Origin of the sequence: Xanthomonas sp. LMG 12461, assembly GCF_009192935.1 — a bacterium.
GTDB lineage: Bacteria > Pseudomonadota > Gammaproteobacteria > Xanthomonadales > Xanthomonadaceae > Xanthomonas_A > Xanthomonas_A sontii.
The window spans coordinates 1-26,454 of sequence record NZ_NQYT01000075.1 but is presented as its reverse complement, the minus strand read 5'-3'; the positions used below and the strand labels follow the sequence as shown (position 1 = coordinate 26,454).

The 26,454-nt window shown below is 69.9% G+C and carries 23 protein-coding genes; 10 read left to right on the top strand and 13 right to left on the bottom strand.

The window, feature by feature from the left end; all coding sequences use genetic code 11:
* Positions 1 to 182 precede the first annotated feature (182 nt).
* Positions 183 to 1,559, bottom strand: coding sequence for an ATP-dependent RNA helicase DbpA (gene dbpA / locus CEK68_RS18290; RefSeq protein ID WP_152240230.1), 1,377 nt, complete (start codon positions 1,557 to 1,559; stop codon positions 183 to 185).
* Positions 1,560 to 1,694: 135 nt separating this feature from the next.
* On the opposite strand from dbpA, the gene CEK68_RS18285 reads away from it, so the two are divergent.
* The gene (locus CEK68_RS18285; protein ID WP_152240229.1) at positions 1,695 to 3,593 is read left to right on the top strand and encodes an ATP-binding cassette domain-containing protein; all 1,899 of its coding nucleotides are present in this window, start codon (positions 1,695 to 1,697) and stop codon (positions 3,591 to 3,593) included.
* A gap of 183 nt (positions 3,594 to 3,776) precedes the next feature.
* Here the strand turns inward: CEK68_RS18285 and CEK68_RS18280 are convergent, their stop codons facing one another.
* Positions 3,777 to 4,220, bottom strand: a complete 444-nt coding sequence (locus CEK68_RS18280; RefSeq protein ID WP_152240228.1) for a barstar family protein — start codon at positions 4,218 to 4,220, stop codon at positions 3,777 to 3,779.
* Positions 4,217 to 4,687, bottom strand: a complete 471-nt coding sequence (locus CEK68_RS18275; protein WP_152240227.1) for a ribonuclease domain-containing protein — start codon at positions 4,685 to 4,687, stop codon at positions 4,217 to 4,219. The genes CEK68_RS18280 and CEK68_RS18275 overlap by 4 nt, the downstream gene beginning before the upstream one ends.
* Before the next feature lie 295 nt (positions 4,688 to 4,982).
* Between CEK68_RS18275 and CEK68_RS18270 the strand changes: the two genes are divergently transcribed.
* Positions 4,983 to 5,594, top strand: a complete 612-nt coding sequence (locus CEK68_RS18270; RefSeq protein ID WP_010340242.1) for a superoxide dismutase — start codon at positions 4,983 to 4,985, stop codon at positions 5,592 to 5,594.
* 473 nt (positions 5,595 to 6,067) lie between these two features.
* Here CEK68_RS18270 and CEK68_RS18265 read toward each other — a convergent pair whose 3' ends face one another.
* The 3 genes from CEK68_RS18265 to CEK68_RS18255 form a co-directional block, all read right to left on the bottom strand.
* Positions 6,068 to 6,955, bottom strand: coding sequence for an endonuclease/exonuclease/phosphatase family protein (locus tag CEK68_RS18265; protein WP_152240226.1), 888 nt, complete (start codon positions 6,953 to 6,955; stop codon positions 6,068 to 6,070).
* 182 nt (positions 6,956 to 7,137) lie between these two features.
* On the bottom strand, positions 7,138 to 9,387 hold the full coding sequence (locus tag CEK68_RS18260; protein WP_152240225.1) for a glycoside hydrolase family 3 C-terminal domain-containing protein: 2,250 nt from the start codon (positions 9,385 to 9,387) through the stop codon (positions 7,138 to 7,140).
* Positions 9,388 to 9,462: 75 nt separating this feature from the next.
* On the bottom strand, positions 9,463 to 11,235 hold the full coding sequence (locus tag CEK68_RS18255; RefSeq protein ID WP_043092251.1) for a M14 family metallopeptidase: 1,773 nt from the start codon (positions 11,233 to 11,235) through the stop codon (positions 9,463 to 9,465).
* A 168-nt stretch (positions 11,236 to 11,403) separates the two neighbouring features.
* Here CEK68_RS18255 and CEK68_RS18250 point away from each other — a divergent pair, with 168 nt between their 5' ends.
* Positions 11,404 to 12,960 carry an oligopeptide:H+ symporter gene (locus CEK68_RS18250; protein ID WP_152240224.1) on the top strand — a complete coding sequence of 519 codons (1,557 nt, stop codon included), beginning with the start codon at positions 11,404 to 11,406 and terminating at the stop codon, positions 12,958 to 12,960.
* Positions 12,961 to 12,968: 8 nt separating this feature from the next.
* Positions 12,969 to 13,604: a rhomboid family intramembrane serine protease gene (locus CEK68_RS18245; RefSeq protein ID WP_152240223.1), complete on the top strand. Its 636-nt coding sequence runs from the start codon at positions 12,969 to 12,971 to the stop codon at positions 13,602 to 13,604.
* Between the two features lie 153 nt (positions 13,605 to 13,757).
* Here the strand turns inward: CEK68_RS18245 and CEK68_RS18240 are convergent, their stop codons facing one another.
* The gene (locus tag CEK68_RS18240; RefSeq protein WP_017909505.1) at positions 13,758 to 13,964 is read right to left on the bottom strand and encodes a hypothetical protein; all 207 of its coding nucleotides are present in this window, start codon (positions 13,962 to 13,964) and stop codon (positions 13,758 to 13,760) included.
* A 216-nt stretch (positions 13,965 to 14,180) separates the two neighbouring features.
* On the opposite strand from CEK68_RS18240, the gene CEK68_RS18235 reads away from it, so the two are divergent.
* From CEK68_RS18235 to CEK68_RS18225, 3 genes are all read left to right on the top strand, one after another.
* A complete protein-coding gene (locus CEK68_RS18235) occupies positions 14,181 to 14,465 on the top strand; it encodes a GNAT family N-acetyltransferase (protein WP_017909506.1) in 285 nt (94 codons plus the stop codon).
* A 104-nt stretch (positions 14,466 to 14,569) separates the two neighbouring features.
* Entirely contained in the window at positions 14,570 to 15,397 is an 828-nt protein-coding gene (locus CEK68_RS18230) for a DUF3298 and DUF4163 domain-containing protein (RefSeq protein WP_152240238.1), read from the top strand.
* Between the two features lie 136 nt (positions 15,398 to 15,533).
* Positions 15,534 to 16,067, top strand: a complete 534-nt coding sequence (locus tag CEK68_RS18225; protein ID WP_152240222.1) for a MarR family transcriptional regulator — start codon at positions 15,534 to 15,536, stop codon at positions 16,065 to 16,067.
* 194 nt (positions 16,068 to 16,261) lie between these two features.
* Here CEK68_RS18225 and CEK68_RS18220 read toward each other — a convergent pair whose 3' ends face one another.
* Positions 16,262 to 17,050, bottom strand: coding sequence for a hypothetical protein (locus CEK68_RS18220; protein ID WP_152240221.1), 789 nt, complete (start codon positions 17,048 to 17,050; stop codon positions 16,262 to 16,264).
* The gene (locus CEK68_RS18215) at positions 17,047 to 17,580 is read right to left on the bottom strand and encodes an RNA polymerase sigma factor (protein ID WP_017907990.1); all 534 of its coding nucleotides are present in this window, start codon (positions 17,578 to 17,580) and stop codon (positions 17,047 to 17,049) included. Before CEK68_RS18215 ends, CEK68_RS18220 begins: the two co-directional genes overlap by 4 nt.
* A 108-nt stretch (positions 17,581 to 17,688) precedes the next feature.
* Here CEK68_RS18215 and CEK68_RS18210 point away from each other — a divergent pair, with 108 nt between their 5' ends.
* Both CEK68_RS18210 and CEK68_RS18205 read left to right on the top strand, forming a co-directional pair.
* The gene (locus CEK68_RS18210) at positions 17,689 to 18,957 is read left to right on the top strand and encodes a S8 family serine peptidase (protein WP_226977951.1); all 1,269 of its coding nucleotides are present in this window, start codon (positions 17,689 to 17,691) and stop codon (positions 18,955 to 18,957) included.
* Between the two features lie 104 nt (positions 18,958 to 19,061).
* Entirely contained in the window at positions 19,062 to 19,844 is a 783-nt protein-coding gene (locus CEK68_RS18205; RefSeq protein WP_152240220.1) for a hypothetical protein, read from the top strand.
* Positions 19,845 to 20,025: 181 nt separating this feature from the next.
* Here the strand turns inward: CEK68_RS18205 and CEK68_RS18200 are convergent, their stop codons facing one another.
* Positions 20,026 to 22,212: a M3 family metallopeptidase gene (locus CEK68_RS18200; protein WP_193314245.1), complete on the bottom strand. Its 2,187-nt coding sequence runs from the start codon at positions 22,210 to 22,212 to the stop codon at positions 20,026 to 20,028.
* 331 nt (positions 22,213 to 22,543) lie between these two features.
* On the opposite strand from CEK68_RS18200, the gene CEK68_RS18195 reads away from it, so the two are divergent.
* Positions 22,544 to 23,035: a glutathione peroxidase gene (locus CEK68_RS18195; protein ID WP_152240219.1), complete on the top strand. Its 492-nt coding sequence runs from the start codon at positions 22,544 to 22,546 to the stop codon at positions 23,033 to 23,035.
* A 239-nt stretch (positions 23,036 to 23,274) separates the two neighbouring features.
* Here the strand turns inward: CEK68_RS18195 and CEK68_RS18190 are convergent, their stop codons facing one another.
* The 3 genes from CEK68_RS18190 to CEK68_RS18180 form a co-directional block, all read right to left on the bottom strand.
* On the bottom strand, positions 23,275 to 24,054 hold the full coding sequence (locus CEK68_RS18190; protein ID WP_026143480.1) for a ferredoxin--NADP reductase: 780 nt from the start codon (positions 24,052 to 24,054) through the stop codon (positions 23,275 to 23,277).
* Positions 24,055 to 24,154: 100 nt separating this feature from the next.
* Positions 24,155 to 24,553 (bottom strand): hypothetical protein, encoded by a 399-nt coding sequence (locus CEK68_RS18185; RefSeq protein ID WP_152240218.1) that lies wholly within the window; start codon positions 24,551 to 24,553, stop codon positions 24,155 to 24,157.
* A 25-nt stretch (positions 24,554 to 24,578) separates the two neighbouring features.
* A complete protein-coding gene (locus tag CEK68_RS18180; protein WP_193314246.1) occupies positions 24,579 to 26,402 on the bottom strand; it encodes an ABC transporter ATP-binding protein in 1,824 nt (607 codons plus the stop codon).
* Positions 26,403 to 26,454: the final 52 nt, after the last annotated feature.

Sequence of the window (26,454 nt, the reverse complement as noted above, 5' to 3'; positions counted from 1 at the left end):
TCTAAGCGCCGGTTGAATCACCACTACGTCCGGGCCAGATAACGATGGACGTACTTGATGAAATTGAACGCGTGGTCTTCCTGATCGCCGGCAAGCGCGACGTCGCGGCTACAAGCCTCTTGCAAGCCTCTTGCAAGCCTCTTGCAAGCCTCTTGCATGATAACTCATTCATATTTCGGCACTTACAGCTTGGCGACCCGGAACCGGCGGCCCTTGATCTTGCCGGCCTGCAGCTGCGCCAGCGCCTTGCCGGCATGGGCGCGGGCGATGGCGACGTAGGAGCGTGTGGCGTAGATCGCGATCTTGCCGATCGCCGCGCCGGACAGCCCGGCATCGCCGGTCAGTGCGCCGAGGATGTCGCCGGGACGCAGCTTGTCGGTCTTGCCGCCGTCGATGCGCAGGGTGACCATCGCCGCCTGCGGCAGCTGCGCCGGCCGTGCGGTAGCCAGCGGCGCGCGCGACCAGCGCAGCGGCTGGCCCTGCTCGGTTTCCAGCGCCTGCGCGCGCGCGGTCTCGCGCGGCGCCACCAGGCTCAGCGCCAGGCCGTGCTTGCCGGCGCGCGCGGTGCGGCCGATGCGGTGGCGGTAGGTCTCGGTGTCGGTCGGCAGTTCGTAGTTGATCACCGCCGCCAGGTCTTCCACGTCCAGCCCGCGCGCGGCCACGTCGCTGGCGACCAGCACGTTGCAGCTGCGGTTGACGAAGCGCACCAGCACCTCGTCGCGGTCGCGCTGTTCCATGTCGCCATGCAGCGCCAGCGCGGAGAACCCGAACTGCTGCAGCGATCCGGCGACCTCGTCGACCTCCTTGCGGGTATTGCAGAACACCACGCTGGACTCGGGGGTGAAGCGCAGCAGCAGGCCGGCCACCGCCTTCTGCCGGTAGGTGGGGTCGACCTCGAAGAAATGCTGGTCGATCTCCGGCGCGCTGTCGGCGCCCTCGACGGTGATTTCCGCCGGTTCCTTCAGCAGGTCCCGCGCCAAGGCGCGGATTTCCTCGGGGAAGGTGGCCGAGAACAGCAGGCTCTGCCGGTGCTTGTCGCAGCGGCTGGCGATCTCGCGGATCGGCTCCTCGAAGCCCATGTCGAGCATGCGGTCGGCCTCGTCCAGCACCAGCGTGCGCACCCCGCCCAGGTGCAGCGCGCGCTTGCGCGCCAGCTCCTGGATCCGGCCGGGCGTGCCGACCACCACCTGCGGGTCGTGCGCCTCCAGCGAGGCCAGTTGCGGCGCCAGCGGCATGCCGCCGGTCAGCACCACCAGCTTCATGTTGGGAATGCCGGTGGCCAGCTTGCGCAACTGCTTGCCGACCTGGTCGGCCAGTTCGCGGGTCGGGCACAGCACCAGCGCCTGCGCGCGGCTCAGCGCCGGATCCAGCTTGTGCAGCAGGCCCAGGCCGAACGCTGCGGTCTTGCCGCTGCCGGTGGGCGCCTGCACGATGACGTCCTGGCCGGCCAGGATCGGCGGCAGGCTCTGCGCCTGCACCGGGGTCATGCGGGTGTAGCCGAGTGCGTCGATGCCGGGCGCGAGCGCCGGGGAAAGGGAGAGGGTGGCGAAATCGTTCATGCGGCATTTTAGCTGGTGGGGCCGGGACCCGGGACCCGGGACCCGGAACGTCAACAGCAAAAGGGCATTTCGACTCGCACGACGCGCCGCTTTTTGCTTTCCGGGTCCCGGGTCCCGGGTCCCGTACAATACGGCATGCCTCTTATCACTCTGCAGAACCTCGACTACAGCGTCGGCGGCCCCTTGCTGCTGGAAAAGACCGACCTGTCGATCGAGCCGGGCGAACGCATCGCCCTGATCGGCCGCAACGGCGCCGGCAAATCCACCCTTATGAAACTCATTGCCGGCGAGCTCAAGCCCGACGATGGCGAGGTCCGCGTGCAGCAGGGCGTGCGCATCGCCCGGCTGGAGCAGGAGGTGCCGCACGGCGCCGCCGGCAGCGTGTTCGACGTGGTCGCCGACGGCCTGGGCGAACTCGGCCATTGGCTGGCCGAGTTCCATCGGCTCAGCCATGCCGCCGAGTTCGACGGCGATGCGCTGGGCGCCGTGCAGTCCAAGATCGATGGCGCCAATGGCTGGGCGCTGGACCAGCGGGTCAACGAGACCCTGACTCGCCTGGAACTGGACGGCGACGCCGAATTCGCGCGGCTGTCCGGCGGCATGAAGCGCCGCGTGCTGCTGGCGCGCGCGCTGGTCTCGGCGCCGGACCTGTTGTTGCTGGACGAGCCAACCAACCACCTCGACATCGAGGCCATCGACTGGCTGGAAGGCTTCCTCAAGGGCTGGAACGGCAGCGTGGTGTTCGTGACCCACGATCGGCGTTTCCTGCGTGCCCTGGCCACGCGCATCGTCGAGATCGACCGCGGCCAGGTCAGCAGCTGGCCGGGCGACTGGGCCAATTACGAGCGCCGCCGCGAGGAGCGGCTCAATGCGCAGGCGCAGGAGAACGCGCGCTTCGACAAGCTGTTGGCGCAGGAAGAAGTGTGGATCCGCCAGGGCATCAAGGCCCGGCGCACCCGCGACGAGGGTCGGGTGCGGCGGCTGGAAGCGATGCGCCGCGAGCGCACCCAGCGCCGCGAACTCGGCGGCAACGTGCGCATGGAGGCCGCGCAGGGCGAGTCCTCCGGCAAGAAGGTGATCGAGGCCAAGGACCTGAGCTTCGCCTTCGGCGCGCGCAGCATGGTGCGCGACTTCTCCACCACCATCCTGCGCGGCGACCGTATCGGCCTGATCGGCCCCAACGGCAGCGGCAAGACCACGCTGCTGAAGCTGCTGCTGGGCGAACTGGCCCCGGACCAGGGCGAAGTGCGCGCCGGCACCAATCTGCAGGTGGCGTATTTCGACCAGTACCGCGCCACCCTGCGCGAGGACTGGAGCGCGATCGAGAACGTGGCCGAGGGCCGCGACTTCATCGAGGTCAACGGCAAGCGCAAGCACGTGCACGCCTACCTGCAGGACTTCCTGTTCACCCCGGAGCGTGCGCGCGCGCCGATCACCCGCCTGTCCGGCGGCGAGCGCAACCGCCTGCTGCTGGCGCGGCTGTTCGCGCAGCCGTCCAACCTGCTGGTGATGGACGAACCGACCAACGACCTGGACGTGGAAACCCTGGAGCTGCTGGAAGAACTGCTCGGCGACTACAGCGGCACGCTGTTGCTGGTCAGCCACGACCGCGACTTCATCGACAACGTGGTCACCTCGACCATGGTCATGGAAGGCGACGGCCGCATCGGCGAATACGTCGGCGGCTACAGCGACTGGGTACGCCAGCGCCCGGCGACGCCGGCCAGCGCGATGGCGGTGGCCAAGGCCTCGGCCACCGCGGCGGCGACCACGCCGGTGGCGGCCGCTGCAGCGGCGCCGGCACCCGCGCCGGCCAAGCGCAAGCTCAGCTACAAGGACGCGCGCGAACTGGAGCAGTTGCCGGCGCGGATCGAAGCGCTGGAACAGCAGGTCGCGGCGCTGACCGAGGCGATGGCCGACCCGGCGTTCTATCAGCGCGACGCGGCGGCGGTGACCGCGCACACCCAGGCCTTGAGCCAGGCGCAGGCGGACTTGGATGCGGCGTATGCGCGGTGGAGCGAGCTGGACGGTTGAAGAGCCGGGGCTCGGGACAAACACCCTGGGCCTGCGGCGGCAACGAACACGGCGGCCGCTTTACCGAGATCAAAGACCGGATGCATGTGCGTTGGGGGATCGCGTCGGGGCTGAAGCCCCTCCCACAGGGGGGCATGTGCGGTGGCCTGTTGTGCGAGCGGTTCTCGGCGCAGCGCGGTCAGGTCAATCCGACTCGGCGGGTGCTTCCGCTTGCTCGCTGCCGCCCACGAACGCGACGAAGCTGACGCCGTCCTGCGCCCACTCGCGGGCGACGTCGTCGAGGATCTCCAGCAGCACGTCGAAGGCCGGCTGCGCCACCGTCTGCAACTGCCCGGCATCCTCCAGCAGCAAGGCGTAGCCGCGCGGCGAGGGCAGCCAGGACAGGTCGCGCAGGCCGTCGGTCAGCGCGTCCCAGTTGCGGCCGAAGCCGGGCGGGAAGTCGAGTTGCGCGGCCAGCCGCATCAGCAGCATGGCCTTGCCGGTGCAGCCGTGCAGGTCGATCCGGCACAGCCGCAGGCCGGCGTCGCGGGCCAGGGCGGCGACGCTGTCCAGGTCGCGGTTGGCGACGCGGTAGACGCCGGAAGCGGCCGGCTCGGCCAGATTCAGCGCGAACGGGAAGCCGCTCATCGCGCCGGCCCTGCGCCGCCGACCTGGAAGCTGCGGAAACTGTGGTAGTGGTCGTCGCTGTAATACCAGACCTGCGGCGGCGTGCCGCCGGTGACGATGCGGCGCGTGCCGCGATGCGACAGGCCTGGCGTCTCGACGGTGTACTCGCGGTAGTAGCCGCGCGGTTGCGCCGGCAGCCGGTTCTCGCGGTTGCCGAACACACTGCCGTCCTGGCGATGCGGGAACGGGCCGCCGCGCTGGATCAATGCCACCGTGGCGCGGGCTTCGGGCGGCAGGAATGCGGGCAGCTCCGGCGTCGCGGCATCCGATGCCGCGGCTGCCTTGCCAGGCGCGGTGTACGGCGCCTGCGCGGCTGCGTCGAGCGAGGGGGCGAACTGCTGGTGCGGCGGATGCTGCAGCCCGCGGATGCCCCACAGCCCGCCCACCAGCAACACGATGGCGGCGATCAACAGCACGGGCTTGCGCATGGACTCTCCTGCAGGAACGGCGGCGGCGCGTAGGGTGGCGCCATCGCACACAGTATGGGCCGGCCTGCCTGTTCGCGCTCTAAACGCCGCCGGTCACGGTGGTGACTCGTGCGATTCACATCCGACTAACCGGGGCGTGGGGCATGGTAGGCGCCGATTCGCAAGGCCGGCCGGCACCGCCGCCGCGGGATGGGACGATGTTTCCCCAGCCGCGCCCTTGGTAAGGTCGCCGACCGTCCCTACCATTGCTCACGCAACGCTCGTCCTTTCGACGGCGAAAGTCCAGGAGAACCGCATGGCCTACACCCTCCCCAAGTTGCCCTACGCCTACGACGCGCTGGAACCGCACATCGATGCGCAGACGATGGAGATCCATCACACCAAGCATCACCAGACCTACATCAACAACGTCAACGCCGCGTTGGAAGGCACCGAGTACGCCGACCTTCCGATCGAGGCGCTGGTGTCCAAGCTGAAGTCGCTGCCGGAGAACCTGCAGGGTCCGGTGCGCAACAACGGCGGCGGCCATGCCAACCACTCGCTGTTCTGGACGGTGATGGCGCCGAATGCCGGCGGCACGCCGAGCGGCGACGTCGGCAAGGCGATCGACGCCGAACTGGGCGGCTTCGACAAGTTCAAGGACGCCTTCACCAAGGCCGCGCTGACCCGCTTCGGCAGCGGCTGGGCCTGGCTGAGCGTCACCCCCGACAAGAAGCTGGTGGTCGAGAGCACCGCCAACCAGGACAGCCCGCTGTTCGAGGGCAACACCCCGATCCTGGGCCTGGACGTGTGGGAGCACGCCTACTACCTGAAGTACCAGAACCGCCGTCCGGACTACATCGGCGCGTTCTTCAACGTGGTCGACTGGAAGGAAGTGGAGCGCCGCTACCACGCCGCGATCGGCTGATCGCGCGCCAGCGCTGCACCATGAAGAAGGCCGGGTTCGCCCGGCCTTTTTTTGTGTGGATGCCAGGCACACGCGCTGGAAGTGCGGGTGGGGCGTGGCTGCCAGGTTGCTACGCTTCCCTCGCGCGCGTGACCAGCGTGCTTCGGCAGCGATGGCGGCCTATGCCGCATTGGCCGCCGCTTGCGCCGCTGCGTCGCCAGGGCGCGCTAAACCTTTGGCGTGCAGGCGCAGGAGCGGCTTCAGGGCAGCTCTGCCAACGACGAAAGACAACTGGCAGCAGCGGCTTCAGCCGCGATGGGCGTTACCGGGAATGCCTTGTCGCGGCCGAAGACGCTCCTGCAGATGACGCTGTGCGTGACGAAAGCAGTGAACCAGCGGTGCCCGATCGTCCCGGGCGATGCCGATCCATTCCCATGCGCCGCATCGCAAGGCGGTGATCGCACGGCGCGCGAACGTGCCCAGCCTGCTGTCCGCTATGGCGCCGGTTGCAGCGATGTCGGTATCGGGTCCAGCGGTTGCAGCGCCATCAGCAGGCCGCGCGTACCGGCCACGGGCAGGTCGGGCGCCGGCGCGAGCAGGCGTGCGCCGTGCAGCGGGCGGAAGTGGCCGCGTTCGAAGAACACGTGGTCGGCGGCCGCCGCCGTGCCGGGCGCACGCACGTCGATCCGGTTGCGCGCCGCTTCGCCGCGCACGCTGCCGTCCTCGAAGCGCACCGCCAACGGCGCCAGCTCGGGCGCGCGCGCCGCCGCAAAGAAGCCACCGGCCAGCAGCGAGGGTACGCCCTCGGCGGTGGCATCGATCCAGGCCATCAGGTCCTCGGCCTGTTCGCGGCGGCTGGCGCCGCCGTCGCGCGTCGCGTGCAGGCGGGTGAAGTACAGGTTCACCGGCTGCCCGTGCAGGTCCACCCGTACCAGGCCGGCGACACTGTAGTCCTCCAGCGGATGCAGCAAGGTCTCGGCCTCTTCCAGCACCGGCAGGCGGGTCAGCAGCGCATTGCCGCGGCGTTGCGGCCGGCTGGGCGGATCGGGGCTGATGAAGTGGCAGTGGTAGCCCAGGCGCGCGGCCAGCCATTGCGCCTGGTTCGGCATCTCCGGCGTCTGCAGCACCTCCTGCAGGGCGATGGCGTCGGGATGCAGGCGCTGCAGGGCCACGGCAATGCGCTCGCGACGTGCGATCCAGTCGTCGCCGTCCTGCGTGGCGCGCGGATCCGGGGCGAGCGTGAGCGTGACCACGGTGAGGGCGGCGTCTGCCGTGGCCGAGGCCGTCGGCACCGCGTCCGCCGCCACGTGCGCCTGCGCCAATGCCGCCACGGCCAGCAACAGCCAGCCGGTGCGATGCCATCGGAAGACGCGGGGAGTCATGCGGGCGATGCTACGGCGCAGCGTCTCAGGGTTGCGTATACAGCCGATGGTGCTGCGGCGTCCGCCACACAATCGGTGCCGCGCAGGTGGCAATGACGAACATCGCCCCACCTCCGGCGCGCACAGGCGCGGAGGCGGGGCGGGGACCGGTACACACGGCGCGCGTGCGCCGCGCGCCTCGGTCAATGCTGCAGCACGCCGTCCTTCAGGTGCAGCGGCGCGCGCGCCTCCACCTGCGTCGCCGAACGGCCCAGCAGCACCTCGTAGTCGCCGGCGACGATGTGCCAGTGGCGCTGCTTCGGGTCGTAGTCGGCCAGGGTCTTGGGCTCGGCGACGATGCTGACGTGGCGGCTCTCGCCCGGCTTGAGCAGCACCTTGTCCCAGCCGACCAGGCGGATCGGGGTGTGATGGCCCTGCGGCAGGCGCAGGTACAGCTGCGGCACGTCGGCCCCTTCACGATCGCCGGTGTTGCGCACGTCGAAGCTGGCGACGACACGGTGACCGTCCGCCTGCACCTTGAAGTTGCTGTAGGCGAACGTGGTGTAGGACAGGCCGTAGCCGAACGGATACACCGGCTCCAGACCGCGTGCGGCGAACCAGCGATAGCCGACGTTGGCGCCTTCGATGTTGTAGTCGACGTTGCTGCCGGCCGGTTGCGCCGGCTTGAAGCCCAGGCCGGGAATCGACGGCCGCGGCAGTTGCGACACGTCGCGCAGCCAGGTCACCGGCAGGCGGCCGGACGGGTTCACCTCGCCCAGCAGCAGCCGCGCCAGGCCTTCGCCACCGCGGATGCCCGGGTACCAGGCTTCCAGCACCGCCGGCACCTGCTGCAGCCACGGCAGGGCGACCGGGCCGTTGGTCTCCAGGACCACCACGGTCTTCGGGTTGGCCTTGGCCACGCCGGCGATCAGCGCGTCCTGCTTGTCGGGCAGGGCGATGTCCGGCAGGTCCACCGACTCGGCCGACCACTGCGTGGCGAACACGATGGCCACATCGGCTTCGCGCGCGAGCTTGGCCGCCGCCGCCGGGTCGTCGCCGCTGGCGTAGTCGATCTGCGCGTCGGGCAGGGCCTTGCGCAGCGCCTGCAGCGGCGAGGACGGATGGAACATCACCGGGCCCGGCCAGGTGGTCGGGGCGATCCCCGGCACCGCGTTGCCGCCGTTGACGGTGACGCCGACCATCGACGAGCCGCCGCCGCCGATCACGCCCTTGTCGGCATGGCCGCCGATCACCGCGATGCGGCGCACGGTGCGCGACAGCGGCAGCAGCTTGCCCTCGTTGCGCAACAGCACCGTGCCTTCCTCGACCACGCGCTGCACGGCCAGGCCGCCGGCGGCGTCGTCGATCGGCTGGTGCTGCGGCGGGTTGTCGAAGCTGCCGGTGGCGATGAAGGCGCGCAGGATGCGCTTGACCATGTCGTCCAGGCGCGCCTGCGGCACGGTGCCGGCGGCCACCGCCATGCGCAGCGGCTGGTCGAAATACACCGCCTTGTCGAACACTTCGCCGGCCGACTGCTGGTCCAGGCCGGCCAGCGCCGCCTTGGAACCGCTGTGCACGCCGCCCCAGTCGGACATCACGTAGCCGGGGAACTTCCATTCCTGCTTCAGCACCTGGTTGAGCAGGTAGTCGTGCTCGCAGCCGTACACGCCGTTGATGCGGTTGTAGGAGCACATCACCGAGCCGGGCTGGCCGATCTTCAGCGCCAGCTCGAAGGCCAGCAGGTCCGACTCGTGCATGGCCTGCTCGCCGATGTCGGCGCTGTGGGTGTTGCGCCCGGTCTCCAGGTCGTTCATCGCGAAGTGCTTCATGGTCGAGACCACGTGCTGGCTCTGCACGCCGCGGATCGATTCGCCGACCATCGTGCCGGCCAGCAGCGGATCCTCGCCGGCGTACTCGAAGTTGCGGCCGTTGCGTGGGTCGCGCTGCAGGTTGACGCTGCCGGCCAGCAGCACGTTGAAACCCTGCTGCCAGGCCTCGCGGCCCATGGTGGCGCCGCCGGCGAAAGCCAGTGCGCGGTTCCAGGTGGCGGCGGTGGCCGGGCCGGAGGGCAGCGCGGTGGCGTGGTCGCCGGGGCGGATGTTGCCGGGGTTGGTCACGCCGAGGCCGGCATCGGCCAGTTGCTGCGACGGGATGCCCAGGCGTTCGATCGCCGGCACGTAGCCGGCCGAGCCGAGCGCACCGGCCGGCTTCGGGCCGCCGTCCTTGCCCAGGCCGAAGTAGCTGTGCAGCATCTGGAACTTCTCGTCCGGGGTCATCGCCTGCACCAGCAGCGCGGCGCGCCGGTCCGGCGACAGGTTGCGGTCGTTCCACGGGCGCTGCGCAGCGGCGGCGTTCGGCGTGGACGCCGTGCCCGCGGCCGCCGCCGGCGGCGCGGCGACGGCAGGCGAGGCCAGCGCGAGGGTCAGGCAAAGGGATCCTGTAAACGTTTTCATATCGGGGCGAACAGCCTCTTCAGCAGATGACGGGAAGGCGCATCGGGGGGAGTCGGGGGAGGGTGGAACCGCGCGTCAGGACGGTGCTTCGTCGCTGCGCATGACCGGGTACAGGCGGTAGCGCTCGTCCCAGGAACTGTGGCGGCGGTAGAAGAACTCCAGCCGCGCCTGCGGATCCTTGGCGAAGGCAGCGTCGTGTTCGAGCTTGTCCTCGAACTCGGCCTTGAGCGCCGGGTCGCTGGCCAGCATCTGCCGCGCCACGTCCTCGGCGACGTAGTCTTCCATGTACTCGGCGCGCTCGAACGCGCTGTTGAACTCGCCCCATTGCAGCAGCGAGTCCGGCGCCTGCGGTTCCAGCAGCGCCATCAACAGCCGCGCCTTGGGCTGGGCGATCGGCACGAACAGCGCGCCGGCGCCGACGGCGCGGGTCTCCGGCTTCCAGGCGCCGGCGACGCTGAGCCGCTGGTGGCCTTCGGACGAGCGGGCGGCGAAGCTGGCGGTGTCGGCGCGGAAGGTCTGCACCGGCAGGGTGGCGTCGTGCTCCAGCGTGCGGAAGGCGATGCCGTGCTGGCCCAGCTTGGTGCCGACCAGGGCGGCCTGCGCCGCCGGCACCAGGTAGCCGGCGCGCGGCGCGGCGACTTCCACGCTGGGCACGACCTGGTCGTGCAGCGGCACGCGCCAGATCTGTGGGGTGCGCTCGTCGTAGCGGGTCATCAGCGCGCCGGACACCGGCGAAGGCGTGCGCGTGTAGGCATAGCCGCGGAAGTCCACCAGGTGCGAGGCGTCGGTGGTGCGGTAGTCCAGCGCCACGGTCTTGCCACCCAGGGCTTGCGCGCGGGTGTCGGCCGCCAGCGCGTCGGCGCGCCACTGCGCACCGTGCCGCGCCACCTGCTGCAGCACCGAGACGATGGTGTTGCGGGTGATGCGCACGCGCTCGGGGTAGCGCTTCCAGGAATGCGTTTCCACCAGCATGCCGAAGCGGTTGCGCAACTGGAAATAGCCGTGCGAGAAGCGCGGCGTCGGCACCCCGTCCTCGAAGCCGGAGGCGGGGTCGTCGTTGACCACGAAGGAGGGGTAGTAGGGCAGCGGCAGCGAGCCCTGCCGCTTCAGATCAGCGAGCACGGCATCGCGCAGGCGCAGGCCGTCGCCGCGCAGTGCGGCGTCGCCGGCGTGCAGCGGTTCCACCTGGATCGACACGTCGTGCTCGAACTGCGCGCCGTCGGTGACGTGCAGGTCCACATACACGAGCGGGTCCCACTGCTCGACCAGGCGCAGCATCGCCTGCATCTCCGGCGCGTCGGCCTTGACGTAGTCGCGGTTGAGGTTGAGGTTCTGCGCGGTGGTGCGCCAGCCCATCTGTTCCGGACCACGCTGGTTGGGCCGGTTCCAGGCGCCGAAGCGCTCGTGCCCGTCGACGTTGAACACCGGTACGAACAGCCACACCTGCTTGTCCAGCGCGCCGCGCGCGGCCTGGCCGTCGAGCAGTTGGCGCAACGCCAGGAAGCCGGCGTCCTTGCCGTCGATCTCGCCGGCGTGGATGCCGCCCTGGATCAGCACCACCGGTAGCTTGCGCGCCTGTGCGGCCGCCGGATCCAGTGCACCCGAGGTCGACACGGCCAGCGCCTTCATCGGCCGGCCTTCCGGGGTGGTGCCGAAGTCGAAACAGCGCACCGCCTGTGGATAGCGCTGCGCGAAGGCATCGCACAGCGCGATGGTTTCGGCGTAGCGGCCGGTGCGCGCGAATCCGCTGCGCTCGGCTTCGGTGGACAGGCCCGCCTCGCTGGCCAGCGACGGCATGCTGCAGAGCAGCATCGGCAGCAACAGGGTGGCCAGCCAGGGTCGGATCATCTCGGCACCGTCTCGGGACAGGCGCCCATGATGCGGGCAGCGCGCCGATTGCGAAAGCACCCAGGGCGTGTCCTAGCGGTTCGATTCGCCGGAACGATCGGGTAACCTTCTGAAAATTTTGCCTGGACGAGGGCCCGTGAGCAGCCAAGCCACCACGAGACACGCCGCATGAGCGCGGCGCAGGAGCGCACCGCCGCGCGCATGCCGCGGCAGATTCCGTACATCATCGGCAACGAGGCCTGCGAGCGCTTCAGCTTCTACGGGATGCGCAACATCCTGGTGCAGTTCCTGATCACCTCGCTGCTGCTGCAGGAAATGACGGCGCCCGGCCGCGAGGCCGAAGCCAAGCACATCATGCACAGCTTCATGATCGGCGTGTACTTCTTCCCGCTGCTCGGCGGCTGGCTGGCCGACCGCTTCTTCGGCAAGTACAGCACCATTCTCTGGTTCAGCCTGATCTACTGCGTGGGCCACCTGTGCCTGGCGCTGTTCGAGGGCCATCGCAACGGCTTCTTCCTCGGCCTGGGCCTGATCGCGCTGGGCGCGGGCGGGATCAAGCCGCTGGTGGCCTCGTTCATGGGCGACCAGTTCGACCAGGGCAACAAGCACCTGGCGAAGGTGGTGTTCGACGCCTTCTACTGGATCATCAACTTCGGCTCGCTGTTCGCCTCGCTGCTGATCCCGCTGGCGCTGAAGAACCTGGGGCCGGCGTGGGCGTTCGGCATCCCCGGCATCCTCATGCTGGTGGCGACCCTGGTGTTCTGGGCCGGGCGTCACCGCTACGTGCGCGTGCCGCTGCCGCCGAAGGATCCGCACGGTTTCGCCCAGGTGGTGCGCACCGCGCTGCTGCGGCAGGCGCCGGGGCAGGGGCGTCCCGGGCTGGCCCTGGCCGGCGTGGCGGTGCTGCTGGCGCTGGCGACGTTCGCCCTCGTGCCGACCCTGGGCCTGGTGATCTGCCTGTGCCTGGCGCTGGTGTTGCTGCTGGCCGGCATCGGCGGTGGCACCTGGTGGCAACTGGAGCGCGCCCGCGCGCTGCATCCGGACGCGGCGGTGGACGGCGTGCGTGCGGTGCTGCGGGTGCTGGTGGTGTTCGCGCTGGTCACCCCGTTCTTCTCGCTGTTCGACCAGAAGGCCTCGACCTGGGTGCTGCAGGGCCAGCAGATGCAGATGCCGGCGTGGTTCAGCGCCTCGCAGATGCAGGCGCTGAACCCGGCGCTGGTGATGCTGCTGATCCCGTTCAACAACCTGGTGCTGTATCCGCTGCTGCGCCGGCGCGGCTACGAGCCGACCGCGCTGCGGCGGATGACCGCCGGCATCGCCTTCAGCGGCCTGGCCTGGATCGTGGTCGGCACGCTGCAGGTGATGATGGACGGCGGCGACGCCCTGTCCATCGCCTGGCAGATCCTGCCGTATGCGCTGCTGACCTTCGGCGAAGTGCTGGTCTCGGCGACGGGCCTGGAATTCGCCTACAGCCAGGCGCCGCAGTCGATGAAGGGCGTGGTGATGAGTTTCTGGAACCTCACCACCACCGTCGGCAACCTGTGGGTGCTGCTGTCCAACGCGGCGGTGCGCAACGACCGCGTCACCGTGCACATCGGCAGCACCGGGCTCAGCGAGACCGCGTTCCTGATGTTCTTCTTCGCCGCCTTCGCGTTCGTCGCCGCACTGCTGTTCGGGCTGTACGCGCGCCGCTACCGCATGGTCGACCACTACCGCCCCGCCTGAGACCCCGCATGCCCTCCGTCACCCCCGTCAACCTGATCCTGATCGTCCTCACCGTGCTGGTGTCGTGGGCGGCGTTCAACAACCGCCGGCTGCTCGACCGGCTGATCCTGTGGCCGCCGGCGATCGACCGCCACAAGCAGTACGACCGGCTGGTGACCTACGGCTTCATCCATGCCGATTTCCCGCACCTGTTGTTCAACATGGTCACGCTGTACTTCTTCGGCGGCCCGATCGAGGTGCTGATGGAGCGGATGACCGGCAACATGCTGGTGTATCCGCTGTTCTACCTGTCGGCGTTGGTGGTCTCGATCCTGCCCAGCTACCTGAAGAACCAGAAGAACCCCAACTACATGAGCCTGGGCGCATCCGGCGCGGTGTCGGCGGTGCTGTTCGCCTTCATCCTGATGGCGCCGTGGACCGGGATCTTCTTCTTCTTCATCCCGATTCCGATCCCGGCGATCCTGTATGCCGTGTTCTATGTCGGCTACAGCATCTGGATGGACCGCCGCGGCGGCGACAACGTCAACCACGGCGCGCACCTGGCCGGCGCGGCGTTCGGCGTCATGTTCCTGCTGATCATGGAGCCGTCGGTGCTGCAGCACTTCCTGGGCGAGCTGGCGAACCCGCGCTTCGGGCGCGGCTGATCCGCGACGCGCTGGCGTCCGCACGGGCGTGCGGCGCCGCGCGATCGGCGCATCTCTCATTCGCTGCGCTGGGTATGCGCCGTGGCGCCGATGCGGTCGTGGGCACGCATCGCGCATGGGGCAGATGGCGGTCCGTCAGGCCGCCCTCTGTGTTCAGCGGGTCTGCTGCCCGCGCAACTGCACCTTGGCGCTGCCGATGGCGGCGTTCTCGTAGGTGCGCTTGAGGCGCTGGTAGACCTCGTCGTCGAGCTGCTGGAATTCGCCGCCCTGGTGGTCGCCGCTGACCGACAGTTGGAACAGCCCTTCCAGCAGGGAGGCGTTGTGGTCGCCCTGGTCGTATTTGCTCTCGGTCTCGCTCATGCGCGTGGTTCCCTGTTGGATCGCTGCGTGATGGGAGGTGCAACTCCCATGCCAGGTTTTCGGCCTGTCCTGGTGGTATCGGCCGCGCGCGGCACGACTTGAGCGGCGTACGGCTGACGCGCCGCGTCGGCGGCGTGACGCCCTGGGGCAGGTGTTTCACATCGCCGCGGCAAGCCGCAGCGGACACTGCCTGCTCCGCGACACATCCACTTCCCCATGTCCGCACCGAACGTCCCGATCGCGCACGATCCGCAGCAGCACCGCTTCAGCCTGCAGGTCGACGGCCACCGCGCCGAACTCGACTACGTGCTGGAGCAGGGGCGGATGGTCATCACCCACACCGGGGTGCCTGGCCCGATCGGCGGGCGCGGGCTGGCGGCGCAACTGGTCGCCGCCGCGCTGGACCATGCGCAGGCACAAGGCTGGAAGGTGGTGCCGGCGTGTTCGTACGCGGCCGTGTTCATCCAGCGTCATCCGCAATACGCGGCACTGCTCGATTGAGCATCGGGCACCGCAACGGCGCGATAATGCGCGCCACTTTTACAGGCATTGCAGGAACAGGGGCAGTCGACGTGAGCAGGGCAAAGACGATGGGCAACGGGCGGATGGCATGGACGGCACTGGCGGTCGCCGCGGCGCTGGCACTGGCCGGCTGCAAACGCGAGGAACCGGCCGCCGTACCGGCGCCCGCCGCGGCACCGGCACAAAGCGAGGCTTCCGCGGCGCCGGCGCCGGCGCAGGCCACGCCGCCGGAACTGAAGGACATCGTCGAACACAGCCCCAGCTATGTGGTCGGCATCACTTTTCCGCCGTCGATCAACCGCTATCCCGGACTGGCCGAGGCGGCCAACCGCTACGCGCAGAGCGCGCGCAGCGAGCTGATGGAAGCGGTCGACGGGCTGGGCAACGATCGCCCGCGCGCGCCCTACGAACTCTCGCTGCAATTCGAGATGCTGCTGGAGCGTCCGGACCTGGTCGCGCTGAGCGCCGACGGCAGCCGCTACACCGGCGGTGCGCACGGCGAACCGCTGGTGGCGCGTTGGGTGTGGCTGCCGCAGCAGCAGCGCATGCTCACCGCCGAGACACTGATCCCGGATGCGTCGCATTGGAAGCAGGTGGCCGGCTACGTTGCCGCGCAACTGCGCCAGGCGGTGCAGACGCGGGTGGATGCCGAACAGGTGCCGCCGGAGGACCAGGACGAGCAGGTGCGCAGCGCCAGCAAGATGATCGCCGAAGGCACCGAGCCGCAGCCCGGCAACTTCAGCCAGTTCCAGCCGTTGGTCGACGCGGCGGGCAAGATCACCGCCTTGCGTTTCGTGTTCCCGCCGTACCAGGTGGGGCCGTACGCCGATGGCACGCAGACGGTGGACGTGCCGGCCAGCGTGCTGCGCGAGCTGGTGGCACCGGAATACGCGCCGCTGTTCGCCGCCTGAGCGGTGGCCGGCGCGCCAGCGCGCGTCGGCGTGCGGTGCACCGCGTCGACAGCATGCGGGAACGCAACGCGTGCCCTCGTCGGAACGATGCGCAATGGGTAGCATTGGCGGCTACCCCACTTGCAATCGATTTCTTATGGGCAGTTTCGATCAGACCGAGCGGCGCGTGGCGCACACCTGCGCGCGCTATCCGGCCTTCCCGCGCGAGCCCGCCGTCCTGGTCCGGCTGGTCAAGCACCTGTACAAGCGCGTGCATGCCAACGCCAGCGGCGTGCTCAAGGCGTACGGCATCAGCCCGCCGGAGTACGAGATCCTGATGATGCTGTACGGCACGCCCGAGCAGTGCATCACCCCCACCGAGGTGGCCGAGGCCGCCAGCGAGAAGCCGGCCAACATCACCCGTCTCACCGACAGCCTGTGCAGCAAGGGGCTGCTGTCGCGCACGGCCAGTCCGGAAGACCGGCGCAAGGTCGCGCTGACCCTGCAGCCGGCCGGCATCGCCCTGATCGAACGTTTGCTGCCGGACGTGTGTGCGTTCCTGGAGACGGAAACCGCGGCGCTGGATGCCGGCGAGCAGCAGCAGCTGGAGAAACTGCTGAAGAAGATGCTGGCCGGCATCGACGGCCTCGACGCTGCCACCGAGTCGAAGACGCAGGCGGCTCTGCCCTGAGGGCAACCTCGAAGAAGGTGCGTCCGCGGCATCGAGCGTGAATCGATGTGCTGCAGGAGCGACTTCAGCCGCGACCGTTGTGTCGGAAACGCGCGTCGCGGCTGAAGCCGCTCCTGCCGGACGCGTTCCGGTGTGCGTCGGAGGTGTTCTAGGCGCGTTGCCCATCCCAAAGCAGGCAGGACATCGGCCTGTTCCTAGCGCCAGCCGCGTGCGCGCGCGCGCTGTTCGCCGTCGGCATCCAGCGCCTCGCCGGCGATGCGCGCATCCACCGCCTGCAGCACCGCGGCCGGCATCGGGCTGGCGGCCATGCGCATGCCGCCGCCGTCCTGGCGTTCGTCGGCGGGCACCAGCAGTTCCACCCGCCATGCGCCATCGCGCTGGCAGGCCAGGCCGGCGTTGGCGTTGGCGTTCGACAACGCGAAGGTGCGGCAGTAACGGCCGTCGCGATCGCGGAAGCTCAGGCCGATGCGCACGCTGCCCTGGGGCTGGCCGGACAACTGCTGCGTCAGCGCCTGCGCCAGCGCGCCCTCGGCGACGCTCCCTTGGGCCGCCGCGACCGTCGGGCCGTGCGCATCGTCCTGCGGCAATTGCCGCTGCGCGATCCACAGCCCCAGCAACAGCGCCGCCGCCAAGGCCGCCGGCAGCGCCCAGCGGCGCCGCGCACGCGGCCGCAGCGGCGTCGGTCGGCTTGCCTGCGCCGTCGCATGGACGGGCGAGGCCGGCCGCGCCGCGACAGCGGTGTCTTGGTCAGGCGCGTCGGCCGGCCGTGCACGCGCAGCGGCGAGCAGGCGCGCGGGCACCGCTTCGTCCAGCACCGGCGCGAAGCCTGCGCGCAGCCGCGCCTGCAGGCTGCGCAGCCGCTCCAGGGCCTGCGCCAGCTGCGGGTCGCTGCGCAACGCCGCTTCCACCTGGGCGGCCTGCGCCGCATCCAGTTCGCCGTCGGCGTAGGCCTGCAGCGTGAGTGCATCGATCGTGGTGTTCATGCGGTCGCCTCCAGTGACGCCTGCAGGGCTTCGCGCCCACGCGCGAGCCGGCTGGTGAGTGTGCCGAGCGGAATCTCCAGCACCGCCGCGGCATCCTTGTAGGACAGGCCTTCGATCAGCACCAGTGCGATCGCCAGGCGTTGTTCCTCGGGCAGGCCGGCCATCGCGGCCTGCACCGCCATCCAGTCCTGCTGCCGCTCCAGCGGCGTGTCGCCGACGTGCTCGCCCTCGGCGGCATCGACGAACACCTGCCGCCGTCGCCGCTGCGCCCGCACCTCGTCGATCCAGGCGTGGCGGATGATGCCGTACAGCCAGTACTGCAGCGGCGTCTCCGGCCGCCATTGCCCGGCGCGGCGCAGCGCGCGCTCGATCGCGATCTGCAGCAGGTCGTCGGCATCCTCGCGATGCCCGGCGACGGCACGCGCGAAGCGCCGCAACTGCGGCAGCAAGGTACAGATGCCGTCGCCGACGGCGGCCGTGGGATCGGCGTGCATGTCGGTGATACGTTCGGCGGAGGGGTTTTCTTCCATGGGCGCGGCGCGGCGTTCACCGCGTGTCGGGATGGCAGGATTAGTGTGGCACGCCAACAGGGGCGGACAACGGAGCGGGGCATGGCGACGGGCAGACGAATGCGCTGGATGGCCGTGGCATGGCTGGCGGTGACGACACCAGCGTTGGCGCAGCTGGCGCTGCCGTCGGCCGGCGGGCTGATGCAGGACGTCACCCAGGGCATGCAGGGCGGCATGAATCGGGTGGGGGAGTCGCTGAAGGATGCGCGCGGCGAGCTCGAACGGCTGCGGCTGAAACGCCTGCAGGCGCTGCTGCGCAGCGATCCGCGCGGGCTGGAGCGCGACGAGGGCGGCGCGGTGGTGATGCGCGGGCAGGTGGTGGCGCTGGAGCCGGACCCGGCTGCGCTGCAGGCGGCGCAGGCGGCCGGCTTCGCGGTGCTGGAGCAGCGCAGCTTCGGCGAATTCGGCCTGCGCCTGGTGGTGCTGCAGGTGCCGTCGGGCCTGTCCACGCGCCGCGCCCTGCAGCAACTGCGCGAGCGCGATCCGCAGGGCGAGTACGACTACAACCACGTCTACAGCGGATCGGCGGCGGTGCCACCGGCGCCAGCCAGCGCGTCCGCCGTTCGCGCAGCCGAGGGTGCCGCGACGGGCGGCTTCGTGGTCGGGCTGATCGACAGCGGCGTGGACGCCGCGCATCCGGCGCTGGCCGGCGTGCAGGTGCAGACCTGGGGCTGCGACGGGCAGGTGCGCGCGCAGCCGCATGGCACGGCGGTCGCCTCGCTGCTGGCGGGACGCGCGGTGGCGCACGGGCCATTCGCGCGGACCCTGTATGCGGCCGACATCTATTGCGGGCAGGCCGATGGCGGCACCGTGGTCGAGCTGGTCGGGGCACTGGCATGGATGGCGCAACAGCAGGTGCCGGTGATCAACCTCAGCCTGATCGGCGGCCCCAACCGCGCGCTGCAACTCGCCGTGCAGCGCATGCTCGCGCGCGGGCATGTGCTGGTCGCGGCGGTCGGCAACGACGGCCCGGCGGCACCGCCGCTGTATCCGGCGGCCTATCCCGGGGTGATCGGCGTCACCGCGGTGGATGCGCGTGCGCGGGTGTTGCCGGAGGCCGGACGAGGACCGCAGGTGGCCTTCGCCGCGGTCGGCGAACTGATCGCCGCGGCACCGCAAGGCCGCTGGCAGACGCAGCGCGGCACCTCCTTCGCGGCGCCGCTGGTGGCGCGGCTGGCGGCGCAGGCGCTGTCGCAGCCGAATCCGCAGGCGGCCGCGCAGCTGCGCACGCAGTTGCAGGCGCAGGCGCGCGATCTTGGTGCGCCCGGCACCGATCCGGTGTACGGCGCCGGGCTGCTCGGCGCGGACCTGCCGCTGCAGCGCGCGCCGGGCGGCTGAACGCATTCTGTCCGCGTCCCGCCTGCACGGGATGTTCTGCGTCGCTCGATTCGTAGGGAGACATGAGAGCCGCAGATGGCCTGCGGCGACACGAGGAGAATGCGATGAAGGGCAAGACTCTGTTGGCGAGCGCGGTGCTGGTGGCGTCGGTGGCGCTGACCCCGGGCGTGGCCGGCGCGCAGTTGCTGGGCGGTGCGGGCAGCGTGGGCGGTGCGGTCAACGGCACCCTGGGCGGCCTGGGCGGGGGCAGCCTCGGCGGCAACGGCATGGGCGCAGGCCGCCTGGACGCCGGAATGCCGCTGGATCGCGCCCGCAGCGGCATCGAGCAGTCGTCGCAGCGTGCGCGGATGGCGGCGCAGCGGGCGGCGGCGCGTGGCGCGGCCACCGCGGACGGCGCGGAGCAGACCGCCGGTGCTGCGGTGAACCAGGGCCGCACGCTGGCCGGCAATGCCGCCGCCAGCGGCAGTGCGGCGGCACGCAGCGCTGCCGGTAGCGCGATGGGCCAGGCCGACGGCGCGCTCGGCGCGGCGACCAGCGCGGCCAATCCCACCGCGGCGCTGTCGACCGCCGGCAATGCCGCCGGTGCCGCCAATGGCGTGACCGGTAATGGTGCTGCGTCGAGCGCGGCCGGTAACGGCAGCGGCAACGGCGCCGCCAGCGGCGGCAGCCTGCCGACGGTGCCGGCGCTGTCCGGCAACGGCAGTGCCAACGGTGCGGCAAGCGGCAGCGCCTCGCACAGCGCGGGCACGCATGGCGGGTCGGTGTCGGGCCAGGCGGGTGCGGGCGGCCAGGGCGGTGCGCAGGCCGGTAGCGGTCAGGCGCAAGGGCAGGCCGGCGGCAATGCCTCGCTGGGTGCCAGCATCAACGCCTCCAGCGACGGCCAGTAAGCCGCTGACGGCAACGCGCGGCGTACCGCGCGTCGCCTTCGCGACGGCAGGCTGAAAAACACGACGCCCGGCTGAGCCGGGCGTCGTGCATGTTGCGTTCTGCGGTCGGTCGTGGGTGTGTTCCGCCGCGACGTCGTCGCGACGTGGCGGCACGGCCACACGGGCCGTGCCGCGCTGCGCCTCAGCGTGCGCTCGGCGTCGCCGCCGGCGTGGCGTTGAGGCCGCGCTTCTCCAGCAAGGGTTCGATCTGCGGCGCGTGCCCGGCGAAGTCCTGGAACAACTGCATCGCATCGACGCTGCCGCCGCGCGAGAGCAGGGTCTTGCGGAAGCGGTCGCCGTTGGCGCGGCTCAGCCCGCCGTGCTGCTTGAACCATTGCTGGGTGTTGGCGTCCAGCACCTCGGCCCAGATGTAGGCGTAGTAGCCGGCCGCGTAGCCGCCCATGATGTGGCTGAAGTACGGCGTGCGGTAGCGCGGCGGCACCGGCGCATAGGCGATGCCGTCGGCGGCCAGCGCCTTGGCCTCGAAGTCCATCACGCCCGATGCCGGCGGCACCTGGCCGGCGCTCAGCTGGTGCCAGCGCTGGTCGAGCATTGCCGCGCCCAGGTACTCGGTGGTGGCGAAGCCCTGGTTGAACTTGGCGGTGGCCACCACCTTGTCCAGCAGCGCCTGCGGCATCGGCGCGCCGCTCTGGTAGTGCTTGGCGTAGTGCTTGAGGATGGCCGGATCGTCGGCCCACATCTCGTTGACCTGCGAGGGGAACTCGACGAAGTCGCGCGGCACGCTGGTGCCGGAGAAGTACGGGTACTTCACGTTCGAGAACATGCCGTGCAGCGCATGGCCGAACTCGTGGAAGGCGGTGGTGACCTCGTCCCAGGTCAGCAGGGTCGGCTGGCCGGCCGGCGGCTTGGGGATGTTGAGGTGGTTGGCGACCACCGGCTTGTCGCCGGTCAGCGCCGACTGCGACACGTAGGAGCTCATCCAGGCGCCGCCGCGCTTGGATTCGCGCGCGTACATGTCGGCGATGAAGATCGCCAACTGGCTGCCGTCGGCGTCGAACACGTCGTAGACCAGCACGTCGTCGCGGTAGGTCGGCAGGTCGGTGCGCTGCTTGAAGGTCAGCCCGTATTCCTGGTTGGCGGCGTAGAACACGCCGTTTTCCAGCACGTTCTTCAGTTCGAAGTAGGGCTTGAGCTGGGACTCGTCGAAGTCGTACTTGGCCTGGCGCACCTTCTCGGTGTAGTAGGCCCAGTCCCAGGCCTTGAGCTTGAAGCTGGGCTTGCCGGCGGCTTTCTGCTCCTGGTCGATCATCGCCTGCAGGTCGGCCGCCTCGCGCTTGGCGTTGGCCACCGCGGCCGGGGCCAGCTTGCCGAGCATCGCGTTGACCGCTTCGGGGGTCTTGGCGGTCTGGGTTTCCAGCGAGTAGGCAGCGTGGTTCGGATAGCCGAGCAGCTTGGCGCGGTCGGCGCGCAAGGTCATGATCCGCGACACCAGCGCGGTGTTGTCGTACGGGCCGCCGTGGCTGCCGCGCGACACCGAGGCTTCGTAGATCTTCTGCCGCAGGGCGCGATCCTTGAGCTGGGCCAGCGGCGGCTGGCCGGTGGTGTTGAGCAGGGCGATCACGTACTTGCCGTCGAGCTTGCGCGCCTTGGCTGCTTCGGCGGCCGCGGCGATCTGCGCGTCGGACAGGCCGTCGAGCTGCTTGACGTCGTCCACCACCACCGCGGCGGCGTTCACTTCGGCCAGGACGTTCTGGCTGAACTTGGTGCCCAGTTCGGCCAGTTCGGCGTTCATCGCCTTGAGCTTGGCCTTGTCGGCGTCGTTGAGCTTGGCGCCGTCGCGGACGAAGTCGCTGTGGTACTTCTCGATCAGGCGCACGCCCTCCGCGTCCAGGCCGAGCTGGTTGCGGGTGTCGTACAGGGTCTGGATGCGCGCGAACAGCTTGGGATTGAGCGCGATCGCGTCGCGGTGCGCGGCCAGCTTGCCGGCGTACTCGGCCTGCAGCTTCTTGCGGGTGTCGTTGGTGTCGGCGCCGACCAGGTTGAAGAACACGGTGGTGGCGCGGTCCAGGACCTGCCCGCTCTTCTCCATCGCCACGATGGTGTTGTCGAAGGTCGGTTTGGCGGTCTGATCGGCGATGGCCTGCATTTCCTTCAGCTGCTGCGCCATGCCGGCGTCGAACGCGGGCGCGAAATCGCTGTCCTTGATCTTGTCGAACTGCGGGTAGTGCAGCGGCAGCGGGCTTTCGGCGAAGAACGGGTTGGCCTGCGTGGCCGCCGTGGCGGCGGTGGGCGTGGTGGCCGGAGCGGCGTAGGCGGGCATGGCGAGTCCGAGCGTGGCGGCGAGGGCAAGGGCGAGGCGAGAGGTCATCAAGCGGTATCCGCAATCATGGTGATCGGGCAGGCTACCCCAGGCCGGCAGGCGTGACCCGTGACGAAAGCCATGGGAGCGCTGCAGCATCGACGCTTGTTTCGCAAGGCTTTGCGGCATTTGGCGTGAACCTTGATGCAGTGCGCGTTCGCGCGTGGCGGTGCCGGTGCGGCCACGCATCGGTGATGCGCTGGCGGTGTGCTGGCGCGTTCGCGCCCACCTCTGCGACGCGGCCTCGCGCATCGGCCCCGGTTCGCTGGCGACGCGTGCGGCCACCGCGTAGCATCGCCTCAACCCAGCGCCGCTGCGGCGCGCCGCACCACGAGGATCCATGGACACGCCGACCACCGCCTACGCCTTCACCGCGACCACGCTCGACGGGCAGGCGCAGCCGCTCGCCGAGTACGCCGGCAAGGTGCTGTTGATCGTCAACGTCGCCTCCAAGTGCGGTTTCACCCCGCAGTACGCCGGACTGCAGGCGCTGTGGCAGCGCTACCGCGACCGCGGGCTGGTGGTGCTGGGCTTTCCCTGCGACCAGTTCGGCCATCAGGAGCCGGGCGATGCCGCGGAGATCCGTCAGTTCTGTTCGCTCAGCTACGACGTCGATTTCCCGATGTTCGCCAAGGTGCAGGTCAACGGCGACGGCGCGCATCCACTGTGGCGCTGGCTCAAGCAGCAGAAATCCGGGCTGCTTGGCATCGCCGCGATCAAGTGGAATTTCAGCAAGTTCCTGGTCGGCCGCGATGGTCAGGTGCTGGCGCGTTATGCGCCGACCGACAAGCCGGAAGCGCTGGCTGCCGATATCGAGCGGGCGCTGGGGTGAGTAGGCAACCTGGGGAATCCAAGCTGCCGGGGTAGTGCTCTTGTGGGAGGGACTTCAGTCCCGACGCGTTTAGCTGAAAAGCGTCGGGACTGAAGTCCCTCCCACACTATTTCGCCACTATTTCGCTTTGACCTGCCGCCGTATCGCTTATCCGGCAGGAGCGGCTTCAGCCGCGATGCTTTACCGGAAACGCCCATCGCGGCTGAAGCCGCTCCTATGATCGGAGACGCGCAGCGCCGTCACTTCTCGACGAAGGCGCGCTCGAACACATAGTGCCCCGGCGAGCCGATGCGCGGCGAGGCGACGAAGCCGCGGGCGTCCAGGGTATGGCGCAGGTCGGCCAGCATCTGCGGGCTGCCGCAGATCATCGCGCGGTCGTGTTCCGGGTTCAGCGGCGGCAGGCCGAGGGTGCGCTGCATTTCGCCGCTTTCGAGCAACTCGGTGAGGCGGCCGCGGTTGCGGAAGTCCTCGCGGGTCACCGCCGGGTAGTACAGCAGCTTCTCGCGGATGGTCTCGCCGAGGAACTCGTGCTGCGGCAGTTCCTTCTCGAAGTAGTCGCGGTAGGCCAGATCCTTCTCGAAGCGCACGCCGTGGGTGAGGATCACCTTGTCGAAGCGCTCGTAGGTTTCCGGGTCCTTGATCACCGACAGCCACGGCGCCAGGCCGGTGCCGGTGCCCAGCAGGTACAGGTGGCGGCCCGGGTGCAGGTCGCTGATCAGCAGGGTGCCGGTGGGCTTCTTGCCGACCAGCACCGAATCGCCGGGCTTGATGTGCTGCAGGCGCGAGGTCAGCGGGCCGTCCGGCACCTTGATGCTGAAGAACTCCAGTTGCTCTTCCCAGTTGGCGCTGGCGATGGAGTAGGCGCGCAGCAGTGGCCGCGTTTCCGTCTCCAGGCCGATCATCACGAACTGGCCGTTGTCGAAGCGGAAGCCGTCGTTGCGGGTGGTGGTGAAGCTGAAGTAGTCCTCGGTCCAGTGGCGGACATCGAGCACCGTTTCGGGGCCAAAAGCGGAAGACATGCCGTTGATCGTGATGGGGAAGGAACGGCGGCCATTCTACCCCATGCCGGTTCAAATGAGATCAAATCTCATTTGAGGGGGCGGGTCACGGCGCTGCGGCTCACTTCTCGAACGAGACCTCGTAGGACAGGTGCAGCGGCGCCTGCGGCGGCGCCAGCAGCGGGCGCTGGCGCAGGAAACGCTCCAGGCACAGGGCCAGCGGGGTGGTGCCGTTGCGCCAGCTGGCGCCGACGCTGCCGTCGGCCTGCACCTGCACCACCACGGTGAACGGCGAGGTGTCCGGACGCGGCGTGGCGCAGCTGGCCACGCCCTCGTCCAGTGCCGCGCGCTGCAGGGTCTGCAGGCGTTCCTGCATGGCCGCCGGCAGGCCGGCCTCGTCGCGGTCGGCCAGGGCCTTGGCCGCGGCGTAGTCGGACGGTGCCGGGGTGTCCGCGGCGGGAGCGGCGAGTGCCGGGACGGCGAGGGCGGCGGCGAACAGGCAGGGCAGGGTGCGGAGCATGGCGGTGTCGGAAGGGGCGGACGGGCTAACGATACCCAGCGGCCTGCAGTTCGAACAGTTCCGCGTAGCGGCCGCCCTGCGCCATGAGTTCGTCGTGGGTGCCGCTGGCCTCGATCCGGCCGTCGGCCAGGACCAGGATGCGGTCGGCCATGCGCACGCTGGAGAAGCGGTGCGAGATCAGCACCGCGGTGCGGTTGTCGGACAGCTCCTTGAAGCGCTGGAACACCTCGAACTCGCTGCGCGCGTCCAGCGCGGCGGTCGGCTCGTCGAGGATCATCACCTGCGCGTCGCGCATGTAGGCGCGGGCGATGGCGATCTTCTGCCACTGGCCGCCGGAGAGGTCCACGCCGGTCTTGAAGCGGCGCCCGATCACCTGCGCGTAGCCCTGCGGCAGGCCGTCGATCAACTCGGCGGCCATCGCCCGCTGCGCCGCGGCGCGGATCCGTGGCGCGTCGTCCAGCGCGTCGACCTGGCCGACGCCGATGTTCTCGCCCGCGCTGAAGTGGTAGCGCACGAAGTCCTGGAAGATCACGCCGAGGTTGGCGCGCAGGTCGTCCAGGTCGTAGTCGCGCAGGTCGCGCCCGTCGAGCAGGATGCGGCCCTCGTCCGGGTCGTACAGCCGCGCCAGCAGCTTGACCAGGGTGGTCTTGCCGGCGCCGTTCTCGCCGACCAGGGCCAGCACTTCGCCGGCGCGCAGGGCGAAGTCCAAGTGCCGCACCGCCCACTGTTCGGCGTCCGGATAGCGGAAGCCGACGTTCTCGAACACGAAGCCCTGCACGATCGGCCGCGGCACCGGCACCGCGCCGGGGCGGGTGCGGATCTCCGGGACGATGCGGAAGAACGAGTACAGGTCATCCAGGTACAGCGCCTGCCCGGCCACCTGCGAGAAGCCGATCAGCAGGCCTTCCAGCAACTGCCGCAGGCGCAGGAAGCTGCCGGCCAGGAAGGTCAGGTCGCCGATGCTGAAGTCGCCGCGCACCGTACGCCAGGCGATGTAGCCGTAGGCGCCGTAGTAGCCCAGCGTGCCCAGCGCCGCCAGCAGGGTGCCCCACAGCATGCGCTTGCGCGCCAGCGCGCGGTTGGCCTGGAAGTAGCGGTCGGCCAGGGCGCGGTAGCGCGCGATCAGGAAGTTGTGCAGGTTGAAGATCTTCACTTCCTTGGCGGTCTCGACGCTGGCGCCGAGCTGGCGCAGGTAGTCGAGCTGGCGGCGTTCGGCCGTCCACTGGAAGTTGAGCGAGTAGCCCAGCGCATTGAAGTGCGCCTCGCCGATGAAGGCCGGCACCAGCGCCACCGCCAGCAGGGCGATGAGCCACGGCGCGTACACCAGCAGGCCGACCGCGAAGCTGACCACGGTGATCGCGTCCTGCACCTGGCCGAACAACTGGCTCATCAGGTTCATGCGGCCCATGGTCTGGCGCCGCGCGCGGTCCAGCCGGTCCTGCTGCTCCGGATCCTCGAAATCCTCCAGGTCCAGTTGCGCGGCATGCTCCATCAACTGCACGCTGGTGGTGTTGTTGAATAGCTCCGACAGCAGCGTGTCGGCGTAGCTGACCAGCCGCCCGAGCAGGTCCGAGGCGATCGCCAGCGCCAGCTCCAGGCCCAGCAGTTCCAGCAGCCGGTTCAGGCGGCCGCTGGCCAGGGCCTGGCCCAGCGTGTCGAACCCGGGCGATTGCCCAACCAGGTGGATGGCCTCGTCGATGATCAGCTTGCCGACGTACAGCGCGGCCACCGGCAGCAGCGCGCGGATCACGCGCAGGCCGATGCTGCTGAGGGTCAGCCAGCGGCTGGTCTGCCAGATCTGGCGCAGGAACGGCGGCAGGTTGCGCATCGCGTCGAAGCGCTCGCGCAGGCTCGGGCCGGGGCGGGACGCGGCGCGGGCGCCGCCATGGGAGGGGGAGGTG